We start from the raw sequence: 25,022 nt of genomic DNA, 5'->3' as shown, positions 1-25,022 counted from the left end.
GCTTAAGTCAGGCAGGAGGAAGCAGTCATGACGCTGTTGGAAAAGACCCGTACGCTTAACGCGCTGCTGCAAAAGGCTGCGGGCAAATCGCTAAGTTTTCGCGAAATGGCGGAAGGCTTGCGGGAGACGCTCACGGGCGGCGTATTCGTCGTCAGCAGGCGAGGGAAAATTTTGGGCGCCTCCCTGCCTTCCTATTTCCAGGATTGGATGCTGAAGCAGGAAGGGCAGGATGAATTCCGCTTTCCGAATGAAACGAACGCAAGATTGCTGAGAATTGACACTACGGCCGTAGACGTCGATAGCCAATCTCTCCTGGCGCCCGTCGATGCCGCGTTCGCGGGGACGAATGTAACAATTGTGCCAATTATTGGAGGGGGAGACCGATTAGGGACTATAGTCCTTGCCCGCGAAAGCGGACAATTCGGAGACGATAACCTCATTCTGGCGGAATACGGTTCTACGATTATCGGTATGGAAATCTTGCGCGAAAGAGCCGAAGAAGCCGAACTGGAATCCCGGAGCAAGACGGTCGTCGCGATTGCGGTAAGCTCGCTGTCGTTCAGCGAATTGGAGGCCGTCGATCAGATTTTTGAGGAATTAGAAGGAAAAGAAGGCCTCCTCGTCGCTTCGAAAATCGCGGATCGTGCGGGTATCACGCGCTCTGTCATCGTCAACGCGCTGCGCAAGCTGGAGAGCGCCGGCGTTATCGAGACGCGTTCGCTCGGCATGAAAGGGACATACATTCGCATTATGAACCCGAAGCTGCTTCCGGAATTGGCGGCCAGAAAATCCTGAAATATCCATAAAACATAGATTTAAGCCCTAATCTTCTCCATGAAGATTAGGGCTTTTTTCTTATTGTCAGAATAGGGCTACTCGTAGATGATAATTTTAGAAAATTTTAATCTCCTATATATCGACTTTTTTCCACGCCATGTGAAGACTTTGTCGAAAAAAAAGAGGAATTTGGATTTTAAGGACGAAGTTATATTAGAGAAGTGATAGATTTTTAATAAAGGGGGTAGAGACATGGATTTGCTGAGCGGCGTCAGCTACCAGCGGCTCGAAGGCGCATTGCACGCGGCTTCGTTAAGGCAAAGCGTTCTGCAAAACAATGTGGCCAATGTCGATACGCCTAATTTTAAACGGTCGGACGTTCAATTCGAGCAGCTGCTTAGTCAGGCGATGAACGGCGGCAATTCGACATTAATCGGGAAACGAACGGATGCGAGGCATATCGCGATCGGCGCTTCGGGCTCGATTCCGGACGCGCAGGTGCTGTCAGATAAGACAACAGTGTTTAACAACAGCGGCAACAACGTGGATATCGACAGCGAGATGACGAAGCTAGCCGAAAACCAATTGCGCTATAACTTATATATTCAACAACTGAACCACGACGTTAAGATGATGCGCACAGGCATGGGTAAATAAACGGTAGTATCGAACATTAAGAAACACCCATCGAGGAGGGGCATTAATGATCCTGGGAAGCTTCGATATCAGCGCTTCCGCCTTGACCGCGCAAAGATTGCGCATGGACGTCATCTCGTCGAACATCGCCAACGCGGAAACTACGCGCGCTTCGTATGTCGACGGCAAATTCGTACCGTACCGGCGGAAAATGGTAGAAGTCGCGCCGGTAGACACGACTTTTCAGAACATGCTGAACGACAAACTGGACGCTACGGGCGCCCAAGGCGTAAAGGTCACGGCTATTACAGACGATCAGACGCCATTCAAGCAAGTCTACAATCCTACGCATCCGGACGCTGACGCGAACGGCATGGTGAGCATGCCCAACGTCGACGTATTGAAGGAAATGGTCGACATGATCTCGGCCACCCGTTCCTACGAAGCGAGCGTCACGGCCCTCAACGCCAGCAAATCTATGTTCTCCAAAACGCTTGAGATCGGCAGATCCTCTTAATTATGTAATTGATCACAGTTCTCTTGAACGTCATTACCCACGCGAGGATGGATTGAAACATGATTATCAATAATCTTTTGGGCGCCTCCGGCATTTCCGCCGCTTCGATGTCCCAGCTTCAAAACACGCAGGCTGGAACGACGCCTTCCGAGGCGACTGCGAGCTTCGCGGACTTCCTGAAAAAAGCCGTAGAAAGCGTCGCGTCCCAAGAGCAAAATTCTCATGCTGTGACGGATCAATTTTTAGTGGGCAAAGCCGACGTGAGCGATGTAATGATCGCCTCGACAAAAGCCGAACTCAGTCTCGAGATGACCGCTCAGGTTCGCAATAAAGTGGTCGAGGCCTACCAAGAAGTCATGCGGATGCAGATGTAACTTGGGTTAGACGAGCATCCAAAGTCCGCAGATGAGGTGAAATTGTGAACGAAAGATGGGCCCGCTTGAGAGACAGACTGATCGGCTTTTGGAATCAATACAGCAAAAAGCAAAAGTGGATTTTAGCTTCATCCGCAGCGTTTATCCTGATCTTTATTATTTTTATCTCCTATCTGCTGACGCGTACCGAATACGAGTTGGCCTTTCAAGATCTCGACAGCGGCGACGCGTCGGCCATTATGGAATATTTGAACGGAAGCGGCATCCCCTACAAGCTCAGCAACGGCGGTACGAGCATTTCCGTGCCGAGCGCTTCCGCGGACAAGGTCAAAGTCGATGTCGGCTCCCAGGGGCTCGTGCAGAACGGCAGCATCGGCTTTGCGGAGCTCAGCCAATCCTCCTCGACGATCGGTACGACCGATCAGGAGTTCAAGGTCAAATACCGCAACGCGCTGAACGGCGAAGTGCAGCAGCTGCTCCAGGGCATGCAGGGCGTCAAGAAGGCGAAGGTGCTGATCAACCTTCCCGAGGAATCCGTGTTCCTGAACGATTCCGACAAGGAACTCGCCACGGCCTCCGTTCAGATCACCTTCAAGCCGGGCTACCGGCCCAAGCAAGAAGAGATCGACAGCTACTACAAGCTGGTGAAAACATCGGTTCCTAACCTCAACTATGACGGCATCACCATCACGAGCACGACGGGAGACCTTGCGCCGTCCGCCAAGCTGGGCGGAACGGGAGCGGTCGGCGGCAGCGCGCTCGACGAGCAGTTCGCCATCCAGAAGCAGTACGAGAGCGGCGTGAAGACGAACATTCAACAGATTCTGGCCAAGACGGTCGGCATGGATAACTTCGTCGTCAGCGTCGTGTCGACGCTCAATTTCGACCAGCGCTCTACGCAGCTCAATCTGGTCAAGCCGCTCGATAACAACGACAACAAAGGCATTATCATCAGCGAACAGACGCAAAGCGAGTCCTCGACCGGCGGCACGGGCACGGCGGGCGGCGTCGCCGGAACCGGCTCGACGGACGTGCCCAACTATCCGTCAGGCGGAACGAGCGGCACGGCCAGCTCGGAGAGCACGAGCGGCACGACGAACTACGAGCCGAGCCGGGAAACGACAAGCATCGCCTACGCGCCATACCAGGTTAAGGATCTTGCAATCAGCGTAGCGGTCGATTCGACCGTCATGACGCCCGAAAAGCAGACGCAGCTGGAGCAGATGCTTCGCAACAACGTGCGGATCCTGCTCGCGGATTCCGGACAGTCGCTGACGGACACGGATCTTGCGAACCGCGTGTCGGTCGTATCACAGCAATTTTCGGACGAATCCGCCGGGAGCGGCGGCGTATCGGCTTCGTCGCTTTGGCTGGCGGGCATCGGCGTTGCAGCGCTTGCCGTGCTGGGCGGCGCCGGATATCTGGTATACCGCAGACGAAAGAATGCAAGGGAAGCAGAGTTGGCGGCGGCGGCGCAAGCGCAGCTCGACGCCCCTCGCGCAGAATTGCCGACGATCGATATCGAGAGCGTCACGAACGAGAGCCAGGTGCGCAAGCAGCTTGAAGGGCTCGCCAAGCGCAAGCCGGACGAATTCGTCAATCTATTGCGTACATGGCTGGTGGATGAATAGAGGTGGCATACATGGCTAAAGGAACGCAAATGCAGCTCAGCGGCCGGCAAAAAGCGGCGATCCTGCTTATCACGCTCGGGCCTGAAGTTTCCGCCCAAGTGTTCAAGCATCTGCGAGAGGAAGAGATCGAGCAGCTTACGCTGGAGATCGCGAACGTACGCAAAGTCGATCATAACGAAAAAGAGTCCATCCTCAGCGAGTTCCACCAAATTTGCGTAGCGCAAGAATATCTGACGCAGGGCGGTATTACGTACGCCAAGGAAATTCTCGAGAAGGCGCTCGGCTCGCAAAAGGCAAACGACATTTTGAACAGGCTGACTGCAACGCTGCAGGTAAGGCCGTTCGACTTTGCCCGCAAGGCTGAGCCGACGCAGATTTTAAACTTTATCCAAAACGAAAATTCGCAAACGATCGCGCTCGTGCTTTCCTATTTGCAGCCGGAACAATCGTCGGCGGTGTTGTCTTCGCTGCCGACGGAGAAGCAAGCGGACGTCGCGAGAAGAATCGCGCTCATGGACAGCACGTCGCCTGACGTGATCGCTCAGGTGGAGCGGGTGCTCGAGCAAAAGCTGTCTTCCACGGTTACGCAGGACTATACGAACGCGGGCGGCATCGAATCGATCGTACAGATTCTGAACGGCGTAGACCGCGGTACGGAACGGACCATTCTCGATTCCCTGGAGATACAGGATCCGGAGCTCGCGGAAGAAATCAAAAAGCGAATGTTCGTCTTCGAGGACATCGTCAACCTGGACAACCGTTCGATCCAGCGTATTATCCGGGACGTGGAGAGCGCGGATCTGCAGCTCGCGCTCAAGGTGGCGAGCGAGGAAGTGCGGGACGCGATCTTCCGCAACATGTCCAAGCGGATGGCCGAAACGTTCAGGGAAGAAATGGAATACATGGGACCAGTGCGGCTGCGCGACGTCGAAGAGGCGCAGACGCGTATCGTAGCGACGATACGCAGGCTCGAGGAATCCGGCGAGATCATCATCGCTCGCGGCGGAGGAGACGATATTATTGTCTAATCTGATCAAATCCTCGCACGTTATATCGCTGGACGAGCTGAAGCGGCTGGAGCAGATACGCTTCGTTGCGCAGCAGTCTAAGACGAACGGCGGAGAAGCGGCAGTTGACGACGCGCCCGACGAAGAAACGCTGGCATTGAAGGATCGCATACTCGAGGATGCCGAAGAGACGGCGCGGCAGATCCTTCAAACTGCGGCGGAGCAATCGAATGCGTTCCAGGCGGATGCCGAGGCGCAAATCGCGGCATGGTGGGAAGCCCGTAGGGCGGAAGATGCCGAATACGTCGAAGAGGCGAAACGAAGCGGCTACGAGGAAGGCTTCGCAAGCGGCAGCGAGCAGGCAGAGCATCAGACGATGGCGAGACTGGATCAGATGCTGCAAGAGGCGCAGCGCGTCGTGACGCAAGCCTACGAAGCCAAGTCGAGAATTATCGCTGAGGCGGAGCGTTTCGTCGTTGAGCTTAGCTGCGATATCGCCGGGAAAATCGTGCGCGGTACGCTGGGAAGCGCGCCCGAGACGGCGCTGGACCTGATGAAGCAGGCGCTGGCACGGCGCAAGGAGCAGGGAACGATCACGCTATGCGTCGCGCCGGAGCAGTTCGAATTCGTAGAGGCGGCCAAAGACGAGCTCGCGCACTCCATCGATTCTCAAGCGGAGCTTCAGATCGTTCCGGACCCGACTGTCCGGGGCGGCGGCTGCGTGATCCGCTCCGCATACGGCAGCATCGATGCGCGGGTCGATACGCAACTGGAGTCGATACGAGAAGAACTGCTGCAGATCGCGGCGCATTCCTCGGACGAAGGAGCGACGGCGGATGGCGCTTGATCTCGGCAAGTACACCGAGGCGTTGAAGCATATCGACCCGGTTCGCGTCAACGGAAAAGTGGCGCAGATCATCGGCCTCACCGTCGAATCCGAAGGGCCGGATGCGGCGATCGGAGAAGTTTGTCTTATTTATCCGGTTCGGGGCGGGGCTCCCATCGAGGCGGAGGTCGTCGGGTTTCGCGACAATCGCGTACTGTTAATGCCGCTTGGCGAGCTGCAGGCGATCGGACCGGGCTGCGATGTCGTCGCGACCGGCAGACCTTTGACCGTACAGGTCGGTTCCGAACTGCTGGGACAAGTGCTGGACGGGCTCGGCCGGCCGCTCGACGGCGCCAGGCTGCCCGCGCGGATGCCCAGGTATTCGACGCAGAGCGTGCCGAGCAATCCGCTCAAGCGACCGCGCGTTACCGATCCGCTGGGCACGGGCGTACGTTGCATCGACGGTCTGCTAACCGTCGGACAAGGGCAGCGGATGGGGATCTTCGCCGGCTCCGGCGTCGGCAAGAGCACGCTGCTCGGCATGATCGCGCGCAACACGTCGGCAGACGTCAACGTCATTGCCTTGATCGGGGAGCGCGGACGGGAAGTGCTCGAGTTTATCGAGCGGGATCTCGGGCCGGAAGGTCTCGAAAGATCCGTCGTTATCGTGGCGACTTCCGACCAGCCTGCATTGATCCGAATCAAGGGCGCGCTCATCGCAACGTCGATCGCGGAGTACTTCAGGGATCGCGGCATGAATGTCATGCTGATGATGGATTCGGTCACGCGCTACGCGATGGCGCTGCGCGAGGTAGGGCTCGCCATCGGGGAGCCGCCGGCCACGCGCGGGTATACGCCTTCGGTGTTCGCGGCGCTGCCCAAGCTGCTGGAGCGGGCGGGCACGGGCGTTGCGGGATCGATTACCGCGTTTTATACCGTCCTGGTAGACGGCGACGATATGAACGAGCCGATCGCGGACGCCGTTCGCGGCATCTTGGACGGTCATATCGTCCTGAGCAGGCATTTGGCCCACAAAGGACATTTTCCGGCCATCGACGTGCTGGCCAGCATCAGCCGCGTCATGAAAGATATCGTGGCGAGCGAGCAGCAGGAAGCGGCGGAGCAGTTGAAGCGACTGTTATCCGTTTACCGCGATTCGGAGGATCTGATCAATATCGGCGCTTATCAGCGGGGCACGAACCCCCAGATCGATAAAGCCATTCAATTTATCGACGTTATCAACGATTACTGCAGGCAGCGCACGTCGGAAAAGCTGACGCTGCAGCAGGCGCAGGAACGGCTGGTCATTGACTTCTACAAGAGATGAGGCTGAATGGTCTTGCGATTCCGATATCCATTGCAAAAGATCGTAGATCTTAAGGGAAGCGAGAAGTCGATGGCGGAATGGGAGTATGCCGCGTCGCTCGGACGCTTAAAAAGCGAAGAAGAGCAGCTCGATCAGCTCCGCCAGGAGCGCGGCGCTTACGAAATGGAGCTGTCCGAACGCTCGTCAAAACCGACGGCGCTTGCCGAGCTTCACCTGCTGCAGGATTACATCTCTTTTTTGGACGACAGGATCAGGCAACAAAGACAAGGCGTGCGCGTGGCCGAAGAGCATGTCCAGCAGCGTCAGGTTTTCCTCACCGACAAGATGGTGGACGAGAAGGTATGGCAGAACGCACGCTCCAAATCGCTGCAAAAGTACCGTCAGGAGGCGCTCATCCGCGAGCAGAACGAGCTGGACGAAATCGCGTTGCGGAGAGCTTCTGCCAGAAGGTAACTTAGTCAGCTCGGTGAATGGAGGGGAAGGCCGTGGCGGATGCCAGCGCGGAAAAAAACGGCTATTCCGGCTTTGAACGTTTTCTGTTTTTTATTACGCCTATCATTTTTACGGCGATATTGCTGTTCGTTCTCCTGATTATCTTCAATCCGGCATTGCGAGAGAAGGCGCAGAAGATCGGCAATCAAATACCGGTCATTAATTCGCTCGTGCCCGACGTGAAGAGCGCGGAGGATCCCGCGCAGCAGTCGCAGGTCGAATCGGTGAACGAAGCCAGGCAAAAGCTGGCGGAACTTCAGGCGCTACTGACTCAGCGCGACGCCGCGCTCAAAGCTTCGGATGCCAAAAGCGTCACGCAGCAAAAGACGATCGCGGAGCTCCAGGAGAAGATCGCCGCGCTGGACAAGCAGTCGAGCGATCACCAGATCAACCAAGACGCCTATCAGGCCAAGATTCGTTCGCTAGCTGATATGTATGGCAAAATGACGCCGGGCAAGGCTGCTCCGATTATGGAAAGCTTAACGGTGGAAGAAGCGGCGCTCGTTATGGGGGCGATGAACGATACTTCCAGAGGCCGTATTCTCGAGAAGATGACGCCTGCCGTGGCAGCAGATATTACGATGAGGCTCAAAGATTCCGACGGCGTGACCAACCAGCAGATCGCAGCGTTGCAGGCCAGGGTCAAAGAGCTTGAGAACCAGACGAAGACGGCTTCGAGCTCGCTTGACAGCTCGGCGCTTGCAAGCACCTTTTCTTCCATGGACGCGGCTAGCGCCGCGGATCTGCTGCTCAAAATGTCTGCGTCGGAGCAAACGAAGACGCTCCGAATCTTGAGCGCGATGACTAACAACGCCAGATCGAGCGTGCTCGCCGCGATGTCGCAAAAGGACGCGGATAAGACCGCGTCGCTGGTAAGCAAGCTCGTACCGGCGAACTCTTAACGTTTGAAATAACCGTTAGCGTCTTGGAAGGGAGGTGAAAAAGATGAATATTCAATCGACGAACGCAGCTTCCGCTACGAACGCGAGTGGCGCGGGCGCATCAAAGGCGACAGCGGCAGGCGGGATTTTCCAAGGCGTGCTGGTGCAAAAAATCGATGCGGCACCTGCGGCAGACGGAAAAAACGCCGCTGCGCCCAATCAGATGGCCGGATTGCTCGGCATGCTGTCCGCCGCGCTGACAATCGCCCCAAGCGATTCGCAGTCCGACGAACAAAATCAGGAAGCGGATGAACTGTCGCAGCTCCTGGACGGTTTGGAGGAGCAGGTGGCTCAGCTTCAGCAGGGCAAAGAACTGCCGGATTCTCAGATGAATCAGCTGGCCGAACTGCTCGCAAGCCTACAGACGCTGATTCAGCCCAAGATGTTGCATGCGCCGACCGTGCCGGAAGCTGATAACGGCATGACGGGTCAAGCCGACATTCAAACGGAAGCCGCATCAACCGGTCAGTCTCAGCCGGTCTTCTCGTTGACGGCCTTACAGGACGCTGTGCAAAATCTTCGCACGCTTCTGCAAAACGGCAAGCTGTCCGGCGGCGAGATCGCCGAGACGGGAGCGAGCATCAAAAATGTGCTTCAGTCGGGACAAGACGTTCTAGCGGCTAATGGCGGCAATCGCAACAAAGCGGTGCAGCATACCTCGTTTGCGGATCGCATGGTCAAAGAAGGATCGTATGCAAGCGACGTCGGCATTAACGTTGAAGTGAAGAAGACCTATGCGGTATTTAAGGAGCCGGTCGTTTACTGGAATCTGAATGCCAACGCAGTGGCCGAGGATGCGTCGACGTCCGCAGCTTCCGCGCAGACGGATAACGCGTCCGGTACCGAAGAGCAACCGGTTAATCTGAATTGGCAGGCATTGACTGGCGATCTTGCTTCTAAGACGGATCCCTCGGCAAACGTGAAGCCCCAAGCTCCGGTTACCGTACCGGGACAGCAATTCGCGGAGCAAATGGACAAGTTTTTGGTGAAGCAGTTCACGCTGTCCGGCGGCAACGGCATTTCCGAAGCGAATATCAACTTGCATCCGGAACATTTGGGCGAAGTGCAAATCCGGCTTACGATCCAGCACGGCGTACTGAGCGCGCAATTCGTCGCGCACAACGAAGCGGCGAGGGAATTGCTCGATAACCAAATGGCGCAGCTGCGAGGGACGCTTCAGAACCAGGGAATCCAGGTGGATCGCGTAGAAGTCGTTCAACAGCAGCCGCAAACCTCGCAAAGCTCGACGTTCCAGTTCCAGGAGCAGCGCAGGCAGCAATCGGGGAACGGCGAGTCCAAACGAACGAACGGCGGCGTAGAAACGCTCGAGGAGTTCGAAGAAGAGCTTGAACGCTCCGCTTCCTTGAGAGATGCCGGATACGGCAGCGCGCTGAACGTGATCGCCTAACGACGGCCAGAGGAGGTGACTTGGAAACATGACTGTAGTATCGAAGACCGTATGGTCCAATTACTCGACGTATAACAAGACGGAACCTACTGGAGCAGGCGCGGAGCTGGGCAAAGACCAGTTCATGAAAATCTTGCTCACGCAGCTTCAAAACCAGGATCCGATGCAGCCGATGCAGGACAAGGACTTTATCGCGCAAATGGCTACGTTCTCCTCGCTCGAGCAGACGATGAACATGTCGACAGAGCTTCATGGGCTCAGCCAATCAGCCGCGCTCGCATCGAGCTTGATCGGCAAGCAAGTCGAATGGCTGGGTACGACGGCGAGCGGCTCGACGGTAACGAAGTCCGGCGTGGTCGATTCGATCAAGATGAAAAATGGAGATCAATTTGCCGTCATCGGCAAAGACGAAGTGGCGATCGGGGACTTGACATCCGTTACCATCGCTGCGCAGGAGGGCGAGGCGGAGACCGTTGAGTGATCCGCTGATCGGATTGAACGTAGGGTTTGCAGCCCGGAATGCGGCGCCTTTAGCATCGACGGCGCGGCCGGTCATAAGAGGCGCCAAGAATGACAAGCTGCAGGACGGCAGCGCGTTCAAAACGATGCTGTCGGCACAGTCGTTGAAGTTCAGCCAACATGCCGAACAGCGACTCGCGCAAAGGGGCATCAAGCTTGGGCCCGAGCAGCTGAGCGCCATCGCGACCGCCGTCGACCAAGCATCGGCCAAGGGCGCCAGAGACTCGCTTGTGTTATATCAGAACATGGCAATGATCGTAAACGTACCAAGCCGCACCGTCATTACGGCGATGGACGATAAGTCGATGCAGCAGCATGTCTTTACGAATATCGACAGCGCCGTCGTAGTCAACTAACAACCGGGCAGAAACGGGCCGGACCTCACGAGGAGGCCTAAACCGTGGAATGACTGAAGCGGTTTGTCTGCGCAGAAAAACTTAATGGAGAGTGAACTCATATGTTGCGTTCTATGTATTCGGGCGTATCGGGTATGCGTGGATTCCAAACGAAGCTTGACGTAATCGGCAACAATATCGCCAATGTCAATACGGTCGGCTTCAAAGCGGGACGCGTCATGTTCAAGGACATCTTAAGCCAATCGATGTCCGGCGTGACTTCGCCTGTCGAGGGAACGACAGGCGGCGTCAACGCCAAGCAGATCGGTCTTGGCGTCGCCGTTGCGGCGATCGATAACATTCATACGGCGGGCAGCGCGATGACGACCAACGTTCCTACGGACCTTAGAATCGACGGCGACGGATTTTTCGCGGTCAAGCCGAGCGGCGACTCGGATGCGACTTACCTGACGCGCGCCGGCAACTTTACGCTTGATGCCAACCGCCAGCTCGTAAACGCAGAAGGCATGTTCGTCGTCTCCGCCGACGGCGGCGCGCCGATTACGCTCGACGAAGGCGTAACTGCGTTCTCGATCTCCCAGAACGGCAGCATCGTATCGATCGACCAGGACGGCGTCCAGACGGATACCGGCATACAGATCGGCATTGCCAAGGTCACCAACCCGAGCGGCCTCGAAAAAATCGGCGGCAACCTGTACCGGATGACGCCGAATGCGAACGCCGATGGCGAATTGAATCTGGGCGCCGCCCAGGACGCCGAGCGCGGCACGGGCTCCATCGTCGCCGGTCAACTGGAAATGTCCAACGTAGATTTGACCAATGAATTCACGGAAATGATCGTCGCGCAGCGCGGTTTCCAGGCGAACTCGCGCATCATCACGACCTCCGACTCGATTCTCGAGGAAGTCGTCAACCTGAAGCGCTAATCTTAGCATCGCTCGCTTCATCCTCTTTAAGAGATTGAAAGGCAATAAAGCGGGAGGGGGAATCCCTCCCCGATTACGGAGGGATTCCCATGATCGCCGTCACGCGGCTTAACGGCACGCAATTTTTTATTAACGCGCTGCTGATCGAATCGGTAGAGCAGACGCCGGATACGCTCGTCACGCTGACGACCGGCAAGAAATACATCGTCGTCGAAAACAGTTCGGATGTGATCCGCTCCATACGCCATTATTTGAGAAGCATCGGCATGATGGCTGCGCTCACGAGTTCGTCCGATACGCAAACGGAGGGATCTTCATCATGAAAAAAATGTTGCCTTGGCTTGTATCATTGCTTCTGGCGATCACGTTGATCGTGATTGCCGGGCTCTATTCCTGGTCCACCTTCTTCGGCAAGAAAGATGCCGGCGACACGGAAGCGGCGGTGCAGGAGAGCGTGAAGCATGTAGAGGCCGAAGCGCTCTCCGCGGCAGAACGGAGCAAGGTCACATCCGATTTAAACGATATAAAAACGAACTTGTCCGACACGAATTATATAGTGATTTTCGGATTCACTTTCCAGTTGGACAACGCGAAGGCCAAAACCGAATTCGATGAAGTGAAAGAAAGCCTCATCAAGCCGATCATCAATCGCGCGCTCTGGAGCACGACACCGGAAGAGATGCAAGGCACGAAAGGGAAAGACCAGCTCGTGTCCGAATTGCTCAACGAGATCAATCCTGTTCTGACTGAAGGAAAGGTCGTCAAAATCGGCATTACGAACTTCTTGATGCAAGAATTGTGACAGCGGCCGAATTCAGCGGAAAGGGGTGAAATCAATTGGTTGACGTTCTCTCACAAAACGAGATCGACGCCTTGCTTGCCGCGTTATCTTCCGGTGAGATGGACGCGGAGGAGCTTCGCAAGGAAGAAACGCAGAAGAAAATACGATCCTACGACTTTAAGCGGGCGACGCGGTTCTCGAAGGACCATATTCGGAGCTTGACGAGAATCCATGAAAACTTCGCGCGGTTTTTAACGACGTATTTCTCGGCTCAACTGCGGACATTCGTGCAGATTAACGTCGTTCAGGTCGAGCAGCTGCCTTACGACGAGTTTATCCGCTCCATTCCGAAAATGACGATTCTGAACATTTTCGTGGCGGAGCCTCTCGAAGGCAGGATGGTTCTGGAAGTGCATCCGAACGTCGCCTTCGCGATGCTCGACAGGCTGCTCGGCGGCGCCGGAACCGCGCCTTCCAAGATCGGCAGCTTGACCGAGATCGAGAACATCATTATGGAAAAAATATTCAGCCGTGCGCTGGAGACGCTTCAGGAAGCCTGGCGGACCGTTATCGACATCGAACCGCGCCTTGAAGCGCTGGAGACGAATCCGCAGTTCATGCAGATCGTGTCGCCAAACGAGACGATCGCCCTGATCTCGCTCAGCACCAAAATCGGCGATACGACGGGCATGATTAATTTGTGCATACCGCATGTCGTCATCGAGCCGATCATGTCCAAACTTTCCGTTCATCACTGGTTCGTTTCTCAAAAGAAAACGAGAGCGCCGGAAGAGATCAAGCTCCTCGAAGAACGGGTGACGAAGGCCCAGCTGCCGATTTCCGCAGTGCTCGGAACCTCTCGAATCTCGATACACGAGTTTCTCAATCTCGGCGTCGGAGACGTGATCACGCTCGGCAAGAGCGTGGATAGCGGACTGGACATTCGGGTCGGGGACAAGCTGAAATACATCGGTAGTCCGGGAACGGTACGGGATAAAATCGCGGTCCAAATTCTCGAGGTTATCGACGAAGGGGTGGAAGAGGTTTATGACGAGTAAAGATTACTTGTCCCAGGAGGAGATCGACGCCTTGCTGCGGCAGTCCGCCGGAGACCAGGACAGCTCGCCTTCGGCCGAAGCGGAGATGCACATCGACGACTATCTTACGCCGCTGGAGCAGGACGCGCTTGGCGAGATCGGCAATATCACGTTCGGAAGCGCGGCGACGGCATTATCGACCCTTTTGAGCAGGAAAGTGGATATTACGACGCCTAAAGTATCCATGATCTCGAGGGATAGATTCGTAAGCGAGTTTCCGAGGCCGCATGTCGCCGTTCACGTCGACTATGTAGACGGATTCGAAGGCATCAATTCCCTCGTCATCAAGACGCACGACGCACAAGTGATCGCGGATCTGATGCTCGGCGGAGAAGGTAATGTCCAGACGGAAGAACTCAACGAGATTCACATCAGCGCGGTTCAGGAAGCGATGAATCAAATGATGGGCTCCTCGGCGACTTCGATGTCGACGATTTTCAACCGGTTCGTCAACATCTCTCCTCCTGCGGTCGACGTCATGGACATGCAAAAAAATACCGGCATCGAAAAAATACCGCCGGATGCCGAATTCGTCAAAATATCGTTCCGCTTAAAAATCGGAGATTTGATCGATTCGACGATCATGCAGCTGCTGACCGTACCGTTCGCCAAAGAGCTGGTGCACTCTCTCATCGGCGGAATGGACGATACGCCGGCCCCTGCGCCGCAGCCCCAGGCTGCGCCCGCGGCCAGCGCTCCGGCCGCTCAGGCGCCGCAATACGCGCCTCCGGCACAGCAGGCGCCAGCGCCTCAGCAGCAACAGCAGCAGCCGGCTTACGATTATCCGCCGCCCGGCGCTTATCCGCCGCCCGGATATCCGCCGCAGCAGCCGATGTACGGGCAGCCGCAATACGCGCAGCCGCAATACGAGCAACCGCAATACCAAATGCCGCCTCAGCAATATGCGATGCCGCCTCAGCAGCCGCAGACGCTGGGCGGGCCTGCCGGACGCAACGTAAACGTGCAACCGGTCCAGTTCGCCGGATTCCCGACAGGAGGCGGCGCGCACGCGGACGACAGCAATTTGAATCTTTTGCTTGACATACCGCTGCGAGTCACAGTAGAGTTGGGCCGGACGCATAAACAAATCAAGGATATTCTGGAACTGTCCCAAGGTTCGATTATCGAACTGGACAAGCTTGCCGGCGAGCCGGTGGATATCCTCGTGAACAACAAGCTGATCGCCAAAGGCGAGGTCGTCGTCATCGACGAAAACTTTGGCGTTCGGGTGACAGACATCGTCAGTCAGTGGGATCGCGTTCAAAAAATCCAATAATCAGCACCCCGGGAGGAAATCGTAATGGCAAATCGTATCTTAGTCGTGGACGACGCAGCATTTATGCGCATGATGATTCGAGACATCTTGACTAAAAACGGATATGAGGTCGTAGGCGAAGCGCAGGACGGCTCTCAAGCGATCGAGAAGTTCAAGGAACTTTCTCCGGACCTCATCACGATGGACATCACGATGCCCGAGATGGACGGGATCGCCGCGCTGAAAGAAATTCGCAAGATGGATTCGAACGCAAAGGTTATCATGTGTTCCGCCATGGGCCAGCAAGCGATGGTTATCGACGCGATCCAAGCCGGCGCCAAAGACTTTATCGTCAAGCCGTTCCAGGCCGACCGCGTTATCGAAGCGATCAAAAAAACGCTGGGTTAATCGGTTGCAGACAGCATGACATCATCTTGGGAAATGTTGTGGGTGCTGCTCGTGCTCCTGCTGATGGTCGGCGGCATTATTTTGCTGCTCCGATTCGTCGGCAGGCGCAACCGGGGGTGGTGGGCCAACCGCTCCCTCCGGTCGCTGGGCGGACTTACGCTGGGCGCAAACAAGTCGATGCAGGTCGTAGAATGGAACAATCGCATCTACGTGCTCGGCGTCGGGGAAAACGTACAGCTGCTCGAGTCCATCACCGATCCCGACGTCGTGGCGGCGCTTATCGCCCAATATGATAATGTCGAAGCTTCGCGTCCTGCGGTGCCTCCTTGGCTGAAGCAATTGCTGAACAAAAAGGAAGCAGCGACGGATCGTTCCGACGCCGCGAAGGGCGGAGCGGAATCCGGCAGCTTCGAACAAACGTTGGAAAAACGCCTGCGCCAGCTCTCAGAGCGTAAGCAGCAGGTAGATCGGCTGCTATCGGACAGCAAGCCAGCGGATCGGACGGAAGAACCATGAAACGCAAAACGACATTCAGTTTTCTGTTGACGGCGGGCTTGCTGTTTGCGGTATCGTCTACCGCTTACGCCGAACCGATCATCAGCATCACGGCCGGCGACGGCAGCCAGCCGGTTGGCGCTTCGTCCCTGTCCTTGCTGTTGATGCTGACCGTTCTCAGTCTGGCTCCATCGATATTGGTATTGATGACCAGCTTCACGCGAATCGTTATCGTACTCGGGTTCGTGCGCACGTCGCTCGGAACGCAAACGACGCCGCCCAACCAGGTGCTGATCGGACTCGCCTTGTTTTTGACCTTTTTTATTATGGCGCCGACGATCTCGCAAGTGAACGAGCAGGCAGTCCAGCCTTATATCAAGGGCGAGATTACGCAGACGGTCGCCTTGGAAAAGGCATCGGTACCGATGAAAGCCTTCATGTACAAGCACACGCGGGAAAAGGATCTCTTGCTCTTCTTGAACTACACGAAGACGGCGAAGCCGGCATCCTACCAGGATATTCCGATCACGGTGCTCGTCCCGGCCTACGCAATCAGCGAGCTGAAGACCGCTTTTCAGATGGGCTTTATGATCTTTATTCCCTTTCTCGTAATCGACATGGTCGTTTCCAGTACATTGATGGCCATGGGGATGATGATGCTTCCCCCTGTCATGATTTCGCTGCCGTTCAAGATTTTGTTGTTCGTGCTCGTCGACGGGTGGTATTTGATCGTCAAATCGCTCCTGACGAGTTTCCAGACTTGATGGAGGCTAGAAGGGAAGAGATCGCAGTTGAGCGCAGAATTCGTAATCGGCCTGGCGGGCCAAGCGCTGTTTACCGTTCTTAAGGTAAGCGCGCCTATGCTGGTCATCGGCCTCGTAGTCGGATTGCTCGTCAGTATATTTCAGGCGACCACGCAGATTCAAGAGCAGACGCTTGCATTTATACCGAAAATCGTAGCCGTCTTTTTGGCGATTCTCATTTTCGGTCCATGGATTTTGAATACGATGGTCGATTTTACGAGCCACCTTTTAGGCAATCTGGCCAACTACATCGGATGATATGACGACCGAAGCCATCATGCAGGTTGTGCCTGCCTACATGCTCGTGTTGTGTCGGATTTCGGCTTTTATTGTCGTCGCGCCCGTGTTTTCTTCGCGGAACATTCCAGGTCCCTTCAAAGCGGGCATCAGCGTGTTTATCGCGCTGTTGGTATTTTTGACCGTTGGTTTCGACCAGGGGGTTCCAACCGACGCGACTTATATTTTCTCGATATTCAAAGAAATATTGGCGGGACTCGTGATCGGTTATACGGCTTCATTGTTTTTCACCCTGATTCAAACGGCCGGCACGCTGATCGATATTCAGATGGGACTCGGCATTGCCAATATTCTGGATCCCGTATCGGGGGTATCGGCGCCGCTGTTCGGCAATCTGAAGTACATGATGATGATCCTGGTGTTTCTATCGATTAACGGACATCACTATTTGCTCGGCGCCATTATGAACAGCTATAAATGGCTGCCTCTGAACAATGATCTGTTTAGCGGTGTCGGGGAAGGGCGATTAACGGAATTTTTGGTGCGTACGTTCGCGGACACTTTTTTGCTCGCGCTCCAGATCTCGACGCCGATCGTCGTGGCGATGTTTCTTACCGACTTCGGACTTGGACTGCTGGCACGTACCGCTCCGCAATACAATGTTTTTGTTATCGGCATTCCGCTCAAGATCTTGATAGGCTTGGCATTGTTAATTTTGTTGATGCCGGGATTCACTACGATATTTCAGATCGTGTTCGATCGCATGTTCGATTCGCTGGAGAAGCTGTTCGTCATCATGAAGACCACATAATCCGGCGGCGGTAACATGAGCCGTGAAGGAGAGAACGCGTTGACCGCCAATCGTTTGCGGATGGATCTTCAGCGCTTTGCCGGCGAAAAGACGGAGAGAGGAACGCCGAAAAAGCGTTCGGATGCCCGCGAAAAAGGCCAAGTCGCCAAAAGCCCGGAGATCGCAAGCGCATTTATATTAGTGGCGACGATCAGTGTCATGATGGCGCTCGGCCCTTATTTTCACGAGAAAATATTCGCGTTGTTCGGTGACATCTTCCGAAGGCAGTTGTCGATGGAAGTGAACGACGCCAACGTCATGGGGTTGTTCACGAGCTATACGCTGCAATTGCTGCTCATTCTCGCGCCGATCTTGATTGTGACCGTGCTGGTCGCGCTCGCCGCAAATTACGTTCAGATCGGTTGGTTGTTTACTCCCAAGCCGCTGCAGCCCAAGTTCAGCAAGCTCAATCCGCTTTCCGGCTTAAAAAACATCTTCGGACTCCGGTCCGTCATGGAGTTTCTGAAAAGCTCGCTCAAGTTGATTATCGTAGGCGTTATCGTCTATATGATCATCTGGGGCGAAAGAGAAAAAATCATGTCGCTGGCGTACGTGCCGATCGAGCAAACGCTTTCTTACGTGGCCGGTCTTATGGTTAGAGTAGGTCTTCTCGTTGGCGTCGCCTTGGCGATTTTGGCTTTCGGAGATTACTTCTACCAGAAATACGAATACGAGAAAAGCTTGAAAATGAGCAAGCAGGATATTAAAGACGAGCATAAAAACTCGGAAGGCGATCCGTTCATAAAAGGAAAAATCAAAGAAAAGCAGCGCCGCATGGCTATGATGCGGATGATGCAGGAAGTTCCGAAGGCCGATGTCATCATTACGAACCCGACTCACTTCGCTGTGGCGCTCCAGTACGATGCCACGCGCATGGATGCGCCGAGAATCATCGCCAAAGGCCAGGATTACATGGCCCTTCGGATCAAGCAAATCGCCAAGGACAACGGCGTCATAACGATGGAAAACAAGCCGCTTGCACGCGCGCTCTTCCAACAGGCAGAGATCGGGGACACCGTCCCCGCAGACCTGTTCCAAGCTGTAGCGGAGGTGCTGGCTTACGTATATAGGCTCAAGGGACGCCGCAATGTTTAATGTATGCCTGCCGCCGCGCGGGATAAGAGAAGCCGGGAGGGAAGACTTTTGAAAATTCGGGACATCAGCATTTTGGTCGGCATCATCGGCATCGTCCTGATGATGGTCGTCCCGATCCCTACGCATTTGCTCGACCTGCTGCTTATCGTCAATATTTCGGCGGCGCTCATGATTTTGCTTATCGCCATGAATACGACGGATGCCTTGCATTTCTCCATCTTCCCGACATTGCTCCTGATTACGACATTGTTCAGACTGGCGCTGAACGTATCGACCACGCGTCTCATCCTGTCGGAGCACGACGCGGGCAAGGTCGTGGCCACGTTCGGCAGCTTCGTCGCCGGCGGCGAACTTGCGATCGGCTTTATCGTGTTTTTGATCCTCGTCATCGTTCAATTTATCGTTATCACCAAAGGCTCTGAACGCGTCGCCGAAGTCGCCGCGCGCTTTACGCTCGATGCGATGCCGGGCAAGCAGATGAGTATCGATGCCGACTTGAATGCCGGCTTGATCAACGAAACGCAGGCGAGAGAACGTCGCGAAAAGATCGAAAAGGAAGCGGACTTTTACGGCGCGATGGACGGTGCGAGCAAATTCGTCAAAGGGGACGCGATCGCGAGTATCATTATCGTGACGGTCAACCTGATCGGCGGCTTCATCATCGGGATGGCCGTGCACGGCATGCCGATCGGCGAAGCGCTTAGCACGTACTCGATCCTGAGCATCGGCGACGGTCTCGTCAGCCAGATTCCCGCGCTGCTTATCAGTACCGCGACGGGGATCATCGTTACCCGGGCCGCGTCCGAAGGCAATATGGCTGCTGACCTGACCAAACAGCTGTTCAGATATCCGAAGCTGCTGTATATCGTGGCAGGCACGATCGTATTGCTGGGCATCGCGACGCCGATCGGACCGATCGCGACCCTTCCTTATGCGCTCATCCTCGGCATTGCCGCGTACCGCATGCAATTGAACAATGCCAAAAGGCAGCAAGCCGAGGAGCAGCTCGTCGAGGAAAAGGAAATCGAGGAGGTACGCAGCCCGGAGAGCGTCATCAGCCTGCTGCAGGTCGACCCGATCGAATTCGAATTCGGCTACGGCCTCATCCCGCTGGCCGACACGTCGCAGGGGGGAGACCTGCTCGACCGGATTATCCTGATTCGCAGGCAATGCGCGCTGGAGCTTGGACTGATCGTGCCGGTCATCCGTATACGCGACAACATCCAGCTTAAGCCCAACGAGTATGTCATCAAGATGAAAGGCAACACGGTCGCGCGCGGCGAATTGCTGCTGCACCATTACCTTGCGATGAGCCCGGGCTTCGAGGACGATTCGATCACGGGGATCGCGACCAAGGAACCTGCGTTCGGACTGCCGGCGCTTTGGATCGACGAAGCGACCAAGGAACGCGCGGAGCTGTCCGGTTACACCGTCGTCGATCCGCCTTCGGTCGTCGCCACCCACCTGACCGAAGTCATCAAGCGTTATGCGCACGAGCTGCTCGGCCGCCAGGAGACCAAATCGCTCGTCGACAGCGTGCGCGAGAGCTATGCGACGCTCGTGGAAGAGCTGGTGCCGAACATCCTTACGGTCGGAGACATCCAGAAGGTGCTCGCCAAGCTGCTTAAGGAGAAAATCTCGATTAGGGATCTCGTTACGATCTTCGAGACGCTGGCCGATTACGGCAAGTATACGAAGGATCCGGACGTGCTGACCGAATACGTCAGACAAGCGCTATCCAGACAGATCACGCAGCAATACGCCAATCCGAGCGAGCCGCTGCGCGTGATTACGATCAGTCCCGGCGTCGAGAAACGAATTGCCGAATCCGTTCAGCAATCGGACCAGGGCAGCTACCTGGCGATGGAGCCTTCGTCGACGCAAGCGATCTACAACCGCTTGAGCGAGCAGATCAACAAGACGCTCCAAGCCGGTCAACAGCCGATTATCCTGACGTCTCCGAACATTCGGATGTACATGCGTCAATTGATCGAGCGCAGCCTGCAAGACATTCCCGTGCTCTCCTATAGCGAGCTTGAGCCCAATATCGAAGTACAAAGCGTCGGGGTGGTGAATGCATGAAGGTCAAACGATACTTAGTGGATGATTTGCCGCAGGCCGTTCAACAAATCAGAAGCGAGCTCGGGTCCGATGCCGTCATCCTGAACACCAAAGAAATCCGCACAGGCGGGTTTCTTGGCATGTTTCGCAAAAAAAGGATGGAAGTAATCGCTGCGGTGGACGAGTCCGCCAAGCCGCAGGCGCGTCCGTCGGCCAAGCCGATCTTGCGTCCCCAGGCGGAAGCCGCCAAAAAACAGCCGAATCCGGCGATGCAAGGGGCGGAACCGGTTTCGAATGCGAATCCGGCGCTTGGCGCCGGCGAACAGGCGCCGCAGCCGCTTCCCGCCAGCGCGATTCGACAGCGCTACGGAGGGGGCTCGTCGGTCGGATCCGCGCCGCCTTCGGAGCGGCAGCAGACCTCCGCCGCTGCCGAGGCTGCCGTAACGCTGCTACGCGAAGCTGGCGAAGTCCAGGGGCGGTCAATTCCGCATTCCGAATTGAAGGACGAACGCTCGGCCTCGCAGGCGAGCTTCGACGAAGCGATGAGCCGAGCGCTCGCATCCGCGCGCGCCCTCGGTGCGTCGGATCGTACCGCGCCAGATGCGCCGCAGCCCGAGGCGACTCAACCGACGCAGGCATTGCGAGTCGCCGAACCGATTCCTTCGAGCGCGCCGGCGATACCGGCTCCGCAGCCGCAAGCGGCTGCGCCTGGCGAGACGGCCGAGCTGCTGGCCGAGCTTAGAGCGATGAAGGATCTGCTGCGGCAGCAAGCCGGCCGCGAGCCGGCTCCTCAGCGCATGCCGGAGCCCGTGCTGCGCCTTAGCCGCTTGCTGGCGCAGCAAGGCGTGGAACCGGTATATGTCGAAGAATTCGCCGCCGCTGTTTCAATGAAGCTCAAGGAGCGGGAAGAGGATAGAGAGGGCGAAGATACGGATTTCGACCTCGAGCTGATGGCTCTGCACGAGGCGCAGGCGCTGCTTCTAGCTTGGCTGGCGCCTGCTCAAGACGAAGGCATCGCGCCGGACACGCATATCGTACATTTCGTCGGGCCGACAGGCGTGGGCAAGACGACGACGATCGCCAAGCTCGGTGCCGAACAGGCGCTGTCCAGACGCCGCACCGTCGGCTTTATTACGGCGGATACGTACAGAATCGCTGCCGTCGACCAATTGCGTACGTACGCGGACATTCTGAACGTGCCGCTCGAGGTCGTCTTTTCTCCTTCGGAACTGGCCAGGGCTTATAAAAAGCTCGAAGACCGCGACCTGCTGCTGATGGATACGGCCGGCAGAAATTACCGCAACGAGCTATACGTTTCCGAGGTCAACAGCTTGCTCTCGCCGGGTCAAGAGGCCGAGAAGATTCTGGTCCTCAGCCTGACACACAAATACCAGGACATGAGACAGGTGTCCGCCCAATTCGTCAAGTACGGCGTATCCCGGCTGCTGCTTACCAAGATGGACGAGACCGAATCTTACGGAGCGATCCTGAATCTCGTGCGCGAGTTCGGATTTAGCATTCCTTACGTCACTTTCGGTCAGACGGTTCCAGACGACATCCGATCGTTCGATCCGGCGTGGCTCGCGGCCAAGCTGTTGGAAGGAGCGCCGGCCCATGCGTGACCAAGCGGAAGCGCTGCGGCACATGGTATCGGCGCGCGACCTCGACTATGCCAAGCAAACGCGGATTTTGACGGTGACGAGCGGCAAGGGAGGCGTCGGAAAATCCAACTTCAGCTTGAATTTCGCGCTGGCGCTGCAAAAGAGGGGCCACAGCGTCCTGTTGTTCGATGCCGACATCGGAATGGGGAACATCGACGTGCTGCTTGGCACGCCTGCAGCCTACAATCTCTTTCATTTGCTCAAGCGGGACAAGTCGATCTGGGAGATCATCCAGGAGGGACCGGGGGGCCTGCGATTCATCGCGGGAGGCTCCGGCTTCAAGGACTTGATCCGTCTGAGCGACGAGGAGCTGGAGTACTTCGCTTCGGAGATCGCCAAGCTTTACGGCGAAGTCGATTACGTACTGTTCGATACGGGGGCCGGATTGTCCAAGGAAACGCTTCGCTTCATCCAGGCGGCGGACGAGACCATCGTCGTGACGACGCCGGAGCCGACATCCATCACCGATGCTTACGCGCTCATGAAGATGGTCAAGACAATGGGGCAAGAGGCCGAATTTCGGCTCGTGATCAACCGGGTCGGCGACAACCGGGAGGGACTTCAGACCTCCGATAATATCCGGCAGGTCGCCCGAACCTACTTGTCGCTGGAAATCCCGCTGCTAGGCTTCGTTCCGGACGATGCGCATGTGTCGAAAGCCGTCAAAAAACAGACGGCATTGTCATATTTATACCCCGATTGTCCTGCGTCCAAAGGAATTGACGATATCGCCGCCGAATATTTAAACGAAAGCCGGAAAACTTCCGTTCAAACGAACATTAAAGGGTTTCTCCAGCGCGTTCGCAAGCTGTGGAGCTGACGGACCGAACGACAAGACCGAAAGGGGACGAGAAAGCATGATGGCATTTAAGGTGCTGGTCGTTGACGATTCCCCTTTCATGAGGAAATTAGTCGGAGACCTGGTTGCCGGCGACGCCGCCTTCGAGGTCGTGGGGACCGCTGCAGACGGAGCAGAGGCCGTGCGGCAGATCCGGGAGCTGCGTCCGGATATCGCGGTTATGGATCTGGAAATGCCGAAGATGAACGGGCTTGAAGCGCTCAAACGTATTATGGCCGAATGCCCGACGCCGGTCATCATGATGTCGGCGGTAACGGACAGGGGGACGCGGGATACGATACGCGCGCTGCAGTATGGGGCATTCGATTTCGTACGCAAACCCGACGGCGCTTTGAAGCTCGACGTTTCGCAGATGGGCGAGATGCTGCTCGAAAAATTGCACATCGCAAAAGAACTGCTGGCCTCGGGCGAACTGAGGCTGCGGCGGATGACGGAGGAAGGCGCCGAGGCGATGGTGCTTCAAGCTGAAGCGGATTCCGAGGCTAAGGTTGCGCCGGCCCCGACGTTTAACGACGCCGAGCAGCAGGGAAATGCGGCGGAAGCCGCAGTTGATGCTGTAATTGAGGCGGTAACAGAAGCTGATTCTGAAGCTAAAGATCAAGCTCAGGCGAAAGACGGAGAAACTTCTCCTCTTGGAGGCGAAAATCGAAAGTCGCAACCTGCGCCACAGAGCAACCTTGGCCGCGATCCGCTTAAGCGTCCGGCGGACCATGCCGGCTTGACGCCGAAGCCTCGCCTCTCCGGCATCGCCGCCGCGAAAAAGGAAGCTGCGGCAGCTCTAGAGCGGCCGAGGGCGACCGACAAGCCCGCGCAGGAGCTTCCGCCCGCACGGCGGACGATTCCGAAGCAGACCCCAGCGTCAGCAGGCGAGCAGTCCGATCCCAATCGCCGCCGGTCCGAGAAAACGGATTTGACCGGAAAAACGTTCGCAGATCAAGGCTCGCCTGCATCCAAGCCGTCGAAATCGGCGAAGCCGGCTGCGTCCGACCCGGCGATTCAAGCTCCGCAGCCGGACAAGCCGAAGCCGATGCCTTTTCAGCCGGCTCCTCGGCAGTCGGATTCGTTCACCGACATCGTCGCGATCGGCACGTCGACCGGAGGTCCGCGGGCGCTGCACGAAGTGCTGTCGGCGATCCCGGCCTCGTTTCCCGCGCCGATCCTGATCGTGCAGCACATGCCGCCCAAGTTTACGCATTCCCTTGCGCAGCGTCTCGATTCGTGCTCGGCGATCGAAGTGCGCGAGGCCGCGGACGGCGACCGGGTGCTGCCCGGACAAGCTTACCTTGCGCCGGGGGGCAAACATCTGAAGCTCATCAGAGACGCCGGCGGCGGCTACAAGATCGGACTTACCGAAGAAGACCCGGTCAGCGGCCATCGCCCCTCGGTCGACGTCATGTTCGGTTCGCTGGTCGGACGAAGCGAGCTGCGGCGCCACGCGGTCCTCATGACAGGAATGGGAAGCGACGGGGCCAGGGCCATGAAGACGCTGCGCGAGGACGGGGCGGCAACGCTGATCGCCGAAGCGGAAGAAACTTGCGTCGTGTACGGCATGCCCCGTTCGGCGATGGAAAACGGCGCGGCGCAAACGGCTCTGCCGCTGCAGCGTATCGCCCCCGAGTTGGTCAAAGCGGTTGAAAAGCCAAAAGCGAAACAGCTTTAAAGCAGTTGTGCCATTCAGGAGGT

28 protein-coding genes are annotated in these 25,022 nt (G+C 56.5%); all 28 read left to right on the top strand.

Features of this window, described 5'->3' with window-relative positions; all coding sequences use genetic code 11:
- Positions 1-27: 27 nt before the first annotated feature.
- The 28 genes from codY to ACFOTD_RS00775 all read left to right on the top strand — a co-directional run bounded on the left by codY (position 28) and on the right by ACFOTD_RS00775 (position 24,999).
- Complete coding sequence (gene codY, locus ACFOTD_RS00910; RefSeq protein ID WP_378114823.1) at positions 28-795, top strand: GTP-sensing pleiotropic transcriptional regulator CodY; 768 nt, start codon at positions 28-30, stop codon at positions 793-795.
- A 234-nt stretch (positions 796-1,029) separates the two neighbouring features.
- A complete protein-coding gene (flgB, locus tag ACFOTD_RS00905) occupies positions 1,030-1,434 on the top strand; it encodes a flagellar basal body rod protein FlgB (protein WP_378114821.1) in 405 nt (134 codons plus the stop codon).
- A 46-nt stretch (positions 1,435-1,480) separates the two neighbouring features.
- Complete coding sequence (gene flgC / locus ACFOTD_RS00900) at positions 1,481-1,930, top strand: flagellar basal body rod protein FlgC (protein WP_378114819.1); 450 nt, start codon at positions 1,481-1,483, stop codon at positions 1,928-1,930.
- 59 nt (positions 1,931-1,989) lie between these two features.
- On the top strand, positions 1,990-2,304 hold the full coding sequence (gene fliE / locus ACFOTD_RS00895; protein ID WP_378114817.1) for a flagellar hook-basal body complex protein FliE: 315 nt from the start codon (positions 1,990-1,992) through the stop codon (positions 2,302-2,304).
- Between the two features lie 44 nt (positions 2,305-2,348).
- Positions 2,349-3,935, top strand: a complete 1,587-nt coding sequence (gene fliF, locus ACFOTD_RS00890) for a flagellar basal-body MS-ring/collar protein FliF (RefSeq protein WP_378114815.1) — start codon at positions 2,349-2,351, stop codon at positions 3,933-3,935.
- 11 nt (positions 3,936-3,946) lie between these two features.
- Entirely contained in the window at positions 3,947-4,963 is a 1,017-nt protein-coding gene (fliG, locus tag ACFOTD_RS00885; protein ID WP_282909094.1) for a flagellar motor switch protein FliG, read from the top strand.
- Positions 4,956-5,789 (top strand): FliH/SctL family protein, encoded by an 834-nt coding sequence (locus ACFOTD_RS00880; RefSeq protein ID WP_378114813.1) that lies wholly within the window; start codon positions 4,956-4,958, stop codon positions 5,787-5,789. Before fliG ends, ACFOTD_RS00880 begins: the two co-directional genes overlap by 8 nt.
- Positions 5,779-7,095: a flagellar protein export ATPase FliI gene (gene fliI / locus ACFOTD_RS00875; RefSeq protein ID WP_378114811.1), complete on the top strand. Its 1,317-nt coding sequence runs from the start codon at positions 5,779-5,781 to the stop codon at positions 7,093-7,095. The genes ACFOTD_RS00880 and fliI overlap by 11 nt, the downstream gene beginning before the upstream one ends.
- A gap of 6 nt (positions 7,096-7,101) precedes the next feature.
- Positions 7,102-7,548 carry a flagellar export protein FliJ gene (gene fliJ / locus ACFOTD_RS00870; protein ID WP_378114809.1) on the top strand — a complete coding sequence of 149 codons (447 nt, stop codon included), beginning with the start codon at positions 7,102-7,104 and terminating at the stop codon, positions 7,546-7,548.
- A gap of 32 nt (positions 7,549-7,580) precedes the next feature.
- Positions 7,581-8,489 (top strand): MotE family protein, encoded by a 909-nt coding sequence (locus tag ACFOTD_RS00865; RefSeq protein WP_378114807.1) that lies wholly within the window; start codon positions 7,581-7,583, stop codon positions 8,487-8,489.
- Between the two features lie 43 nt (positions 8,490-8,532).
- The gene (locus ACFOTD_RS00860; RefSeq protein ID WP_378114805.1) at positions 8,533-9,936 is read left to right on the top strand and encodes a flagellar hook-length control protein FliK; all 1,404 of its coding nucleotides are present in this window, start codon (positions 8,533-8,535) and stop codon (positions 9,934-9,936) included.
- A gap of 28 nt (positions 9,937-9,964) precedes the next feature.
- Entirely contained in the window at positions 9,965-10,417 is a 453-nt protein-coding gene (gene flgD / locus ACFOTD_RS00855) for a flagellar hook assembly protein FlgD (RefSeq protein ID WP_378114803.1), read from the top strand.
- Complete coding sequence (locus tag ACFOTD_RS00850; RefSeq protein WP_378114801.1) at positions 10,410-10,811, top strand: TIGR02530 family flagellar biosynthesis protein; 402 nt, start codon at positions 10,410-10,412, stop codon at positions 10,809-10,811. The genes flgD and ACFOTD_RS00850 overlap by 8 nt, the downstream gene beginning before the upstream one ends.
- Positions 10,812-10,912: 101 nt before the next feature.
- The gene (gene flgG / locus ACFOTD_RS00845; protein ID WP_378114800.1) at positions 10,913-11,737 is read left to right on the top strand and encodes a flagellar basal body rod protein FlgG; all 825 of its coding nucleotides are present in this window, start codon (positions 10,913-10,915) and stop codon (positions 11,735-11,737) included.
- Between the two features lie 89 nt (positions 11,738-11,826).
- A complete protein-coding gene (locus ACFOTD_RS00840; protein WP_378114799.1) occupies positions 11,827-12,060 on the top strand; it encodes a flagellar FlbD family protein in 234 nt (77 codons plus the stop codon).
- Positions 12,057-12,539, top strand: a complete 483-nt coding sequence (locus tag ACFOTD_RS00835) for a flagellar basal body-associated FliL family protein (protein ID WP_378114798.1) — start codon at positions 12,057-12,059, stop codon at positions 12,537-12,539. The genes ACFOTD_RS00840 and ACFOTD_RS00835 overlap by 4 nt, the downstream gene beginning before the upstream one ends.
- A gap of 35 nt (positions 12,540-12,574) precedes the next feature.
- Positions 12,575-13,576 carry a flagellar motor switch protein FliM gene (gene fliM, locus ACFOTD_RS00830; RefSeq protein ID WP_282909083.1) on the top strand — a complete coding sequence of 334 codons (1,002 nt, stop codon included), beginning with the start codon at positions 12,575-12,577 and terminating at the stop codon, positions 13,574-13,576.
- On the top strand, positions 13,566-14,891 hold the full coding sequence (gene fliY, locus ACFOTD_RS00825) for a flagellar motor switch phosphatase FliY (RefSeq protein ID WP_378114797.1): 1,326 nt from the start codon (positions 13,566-13,568) through the stop codon (positions 14,889-14,891). Before fliM ends, fliY begins: the two co-directional genes overlap by 11 nt.
- Positions 14,892-14,915: 24 nt before the next feature.
- Positions 14,916-15,278, top strand: coding sequence for a response regulator (locus ACFOTD_RS00820; protein ID WP_090117377.1), 363 nt, complete (start codon positions 14,916-14,918; stop codon positions 15,276-15,278).
- A 15-nt stretch (positions 15,279-15,293) separates the two neighbouring features.
- On the top strand, positions 15,294-15,794 hold the full coding sequence (locus ACFOTD_RS00815; protein WP_378114796.1) for a flagellar biosynthetic protein FliO: 501 nt from the start codon (positions 15,294-15,296) through the stop codon (positions 15,792-15,794).
- On the top strand, positions 15,791-16,537 hold the full coding sequence (fliP, locus tag ACFOTD_RS00810; protein ID WP_378114795.1) for a flagellar type III secretion system pore protein FliP: 747 nt from the start codon (positions 15,791-15,793) through the stop codon (positions 16,535-16,537). Before ACFOTD_RS00815 ends, fliP begins: the two co-directional genes overlap by 4 nt.
- A gap of 27 nt (positions 16,538-16,564) precedes the next feature.
- On the top strand, positions 16,565-16,834 hold the full coding sequence (gene fliQ / locus ACFOTD_RS00805) for a flagellar biosynthesis protein FliQ (protein WP_282909079.1): 270 nt from the start codon (positions 16,565-16,567) through the stop codon (positions 16,832-16,834).
- 1 nt (position 16,835) lies between these two features.
- Complete coding sequence (gene fliR, locus ACFOTD_RS00800; RefSeq protein WP_378114794.1) at positions 16,836-17,624, top strand: flagellar biosynthetic protein FliR; 789 nt, start codon at positions 16,836-16,838, stop codon at positions 17,622-17,624.
- Between the two features lie 15 nt (positions 17,625-17,639).
- Positions 17,640-18,758 (top strand): flagellar biosynthesis protein FlhB, encoded by a 1,119-nt coding sequence (gene flhB / locus ACFOTD_RS00795; protein ID WP_378114793.1) that lies wholly within the window; start codon positions 17,640-17,642, stop codon positions 18,756-18,758.
- A 48-nt stretch (positions 18,759-18,806) separates the two neighbouring features.
- A complete protein-coding gene (gene flhA, locus ACFOTD_RS00790) occupies positions 18,807-20,840 on the top strand; it encodes a flagellar biosynthesis protein FlhA (RefSeq protein WP_378114792.1) in 2,034 nt (677 codons plus the stop codon).
- Positions 20,837-22,441, top strand: a complete 1,605-nt coding sequence (locus tag ACFOTD_RS00785) for a flagellar biosynthesis protein FlhF (RefSeq protein ID WP_378114791.1) — start codon at positions 20,837-20,839, stop codon at positions 22,439-22,441. The genes flhA and ACFOTD_RS00785 overlap by 4 nt, the downstream gene beginning before the upstream one ends.
- Positions 22,434-23,300 (top strand): MinD/ParA family protein, encoded by an 867-nt coding sequence (locus ACFOTD_RS00780; RefSeq protein ID WP_378114790.1) that lies wholly within the window; start codon positions 22,434-22,436, stop codon positions 23,298-23,300. The genes ACFOTD_RS00785 and ACFOTD_RS00780 overlap by 8 nt, the downstream gene beginning before the upstream one ends.
- Positions 23,301-23,337: 37 nt before the next feature.
- The gene (locus ACFOTD_RS00775) at positions 23,338-24,999 is read left to right on the top strand and encodes a chemotaxis protein CheB (RefSeq protein ID WP_378114789.1); all 1,662 of its coding nucleotides are present in this window, start codon (positions 23,338-23,340) and stop codon (positions 24,997-24,999) included.
- Positions 25,000-25,022 lie beyond the last annotated feature (23 nt).

Origin of the sequence: Cohnella sp. GCM10012308 (assembly GCF_042649185.1) — a bacterium.
Lineage (GTDB): Bacteria > Bacillota > Bacilli > Paenibacillales > Paenibacillaceae > Cohnella.
Note: the sequence above shows the minus strand (reverse complement) of the source record. Positions and strands in the feature narration are given on the sequence as shown.

Bases quoted from the DNA above. Each gene is read 5' to 3' on its own strand.
- fliJ (WP_378114809.1), top strand. From the start codon at position 7,102: ATGGTCTTGCGATTCCGATATCCATTGCAAAAGATCGTAGATCTTAAG.
- fliI (WP_378114811.1), top strand. From the start codon at position 5,779: ATGGCGCTTGATCTCGGCAAGTACACCGAGGCGTTGAAGCATATCGAC.
- fliY (WP_378114797.1), top strand. From the start codon at position 13,566: ATGACGAGTAAAGATTACTTGTCCCAGGAGGAGATCGACGCCTTGCTG.
- ACFOTD_RS00775 (WP_378114789.1), top strand. From the start codon at position 23,338: ATGATGGCATTTAAGGTGCTGGTCGTTGACGATTCCCCTTTCATGAGG.
- ACFOTD_RS00835 (WP_378114798.1), top strand. From the start codon at position 12,057: ATGAAAAAAATGTTGCCTTGGCTTGTATCATTGCTTCTGGCGATCACG.
- fliR (WP_378114794.1), top strand. From the start codon at position 16,836: ATGACGACCGAAGCCATCATGCAGGTTGTGCCTGCCTACATGCTCGTG.
- fliG (WP_282909094.1), top strand. From the start codon at position 3,947: ATGGCTAAAGGAACGCAAATGCAGCTCAGCGGCCGGCAAAAAGCGGCG.
- flgC (WP_378114819.1), top strand. From the start codon at position 1,481: ATGATCCTGGGAAGCTTCGATATCAGCGCTTCCGCCTTGACCGCGCAA.
- codY (WP_378114823.1), top strand. From the start codon at position 28: ATGACGCTGTTGGAAAAGACCCGTACGCTTAACGCGCTGCTGCAAAAG.
- ACFOTD_RS00820 (WP_090117377.1), top strand. From the start codon at position 14,916: ATGGCAAATCGTATCTTAGTCGTGGACGACGCAGCATTTATGCGCATG.
- ACFOTD_RS00860 (WP_378114805.1), top strand. From the start codon at position 8,533: ATGAATATTCAATCGACGAACGCAGCTTCCGCTACGAACGCGAGTGGC.
- ACFOTD_RS00815 (WP_378114796.1), top strand. From the start codon at position 15,294: ATGACATCATCTTGGGAAATGTTGTGGGTGCTGCTCGTGCTCCTGCTG.
- flgB (WP_378114821.1), top strand. From the start codon at position 1,030: ATGGATTTGCTGAGCGGCGTCAGCTACCAGCGGCTCGAAGGCGCATTG.
- flgG (WP_378114800.1), top strand. From the start codon at position 10,913: ATGTTGCGTTCTATGTATTCGGGCGTATCGGGTATGCGTGGATTCCAA.
- fliP (WP_378114795.1), top strand. From the start codon at position 15,791: ATGAAACGCAAAACGACATTCAGTTTTCTGTTGACGGCGGGCTTGCTG.
- flgD (WP_378114803.1), top strand. From the start codon at position 9,965: ATGACTGTAGTATCGAAGACCGTATGGTCCAATTACTCGACGTATAAC.
- flhB (WP_378114793.1), top strand. From the start codon at position 17,640: ATGAGCCGTGAAGGAGAGAACGCGTTGACCGCCAATCGTTTGCGGATG.
- ACFOTD_RS00785 (WP_378114791.1), top strand. From the start codon at position 20,837: ATGAAGGTCAAACGATACTTAGTGGATGATTTGCCGCAGGCCGTTCAA.
- ACFOTD_RS00780 (WP_378114790.1), top strand. From the start codon at position 22,434: ATGCGTGACCAAGCGGAAGCGCTGCGGCACATGGTATCGGCGCGCGAC.
- fliE (WP_378114817.1), top strand. From the start codon at position 1,990: ATGATTATCAATAATCTTTTGGGCGCCTCCGGCATTTCCGCCGCTTCG.
- ACFOTD_RS00840 (WP_378114799.1), top strand. From the start codon at position 11,827: ATGATCGCCGTCACGCGGCTTAACGGCACGCAATTTTTTATTAACGCG.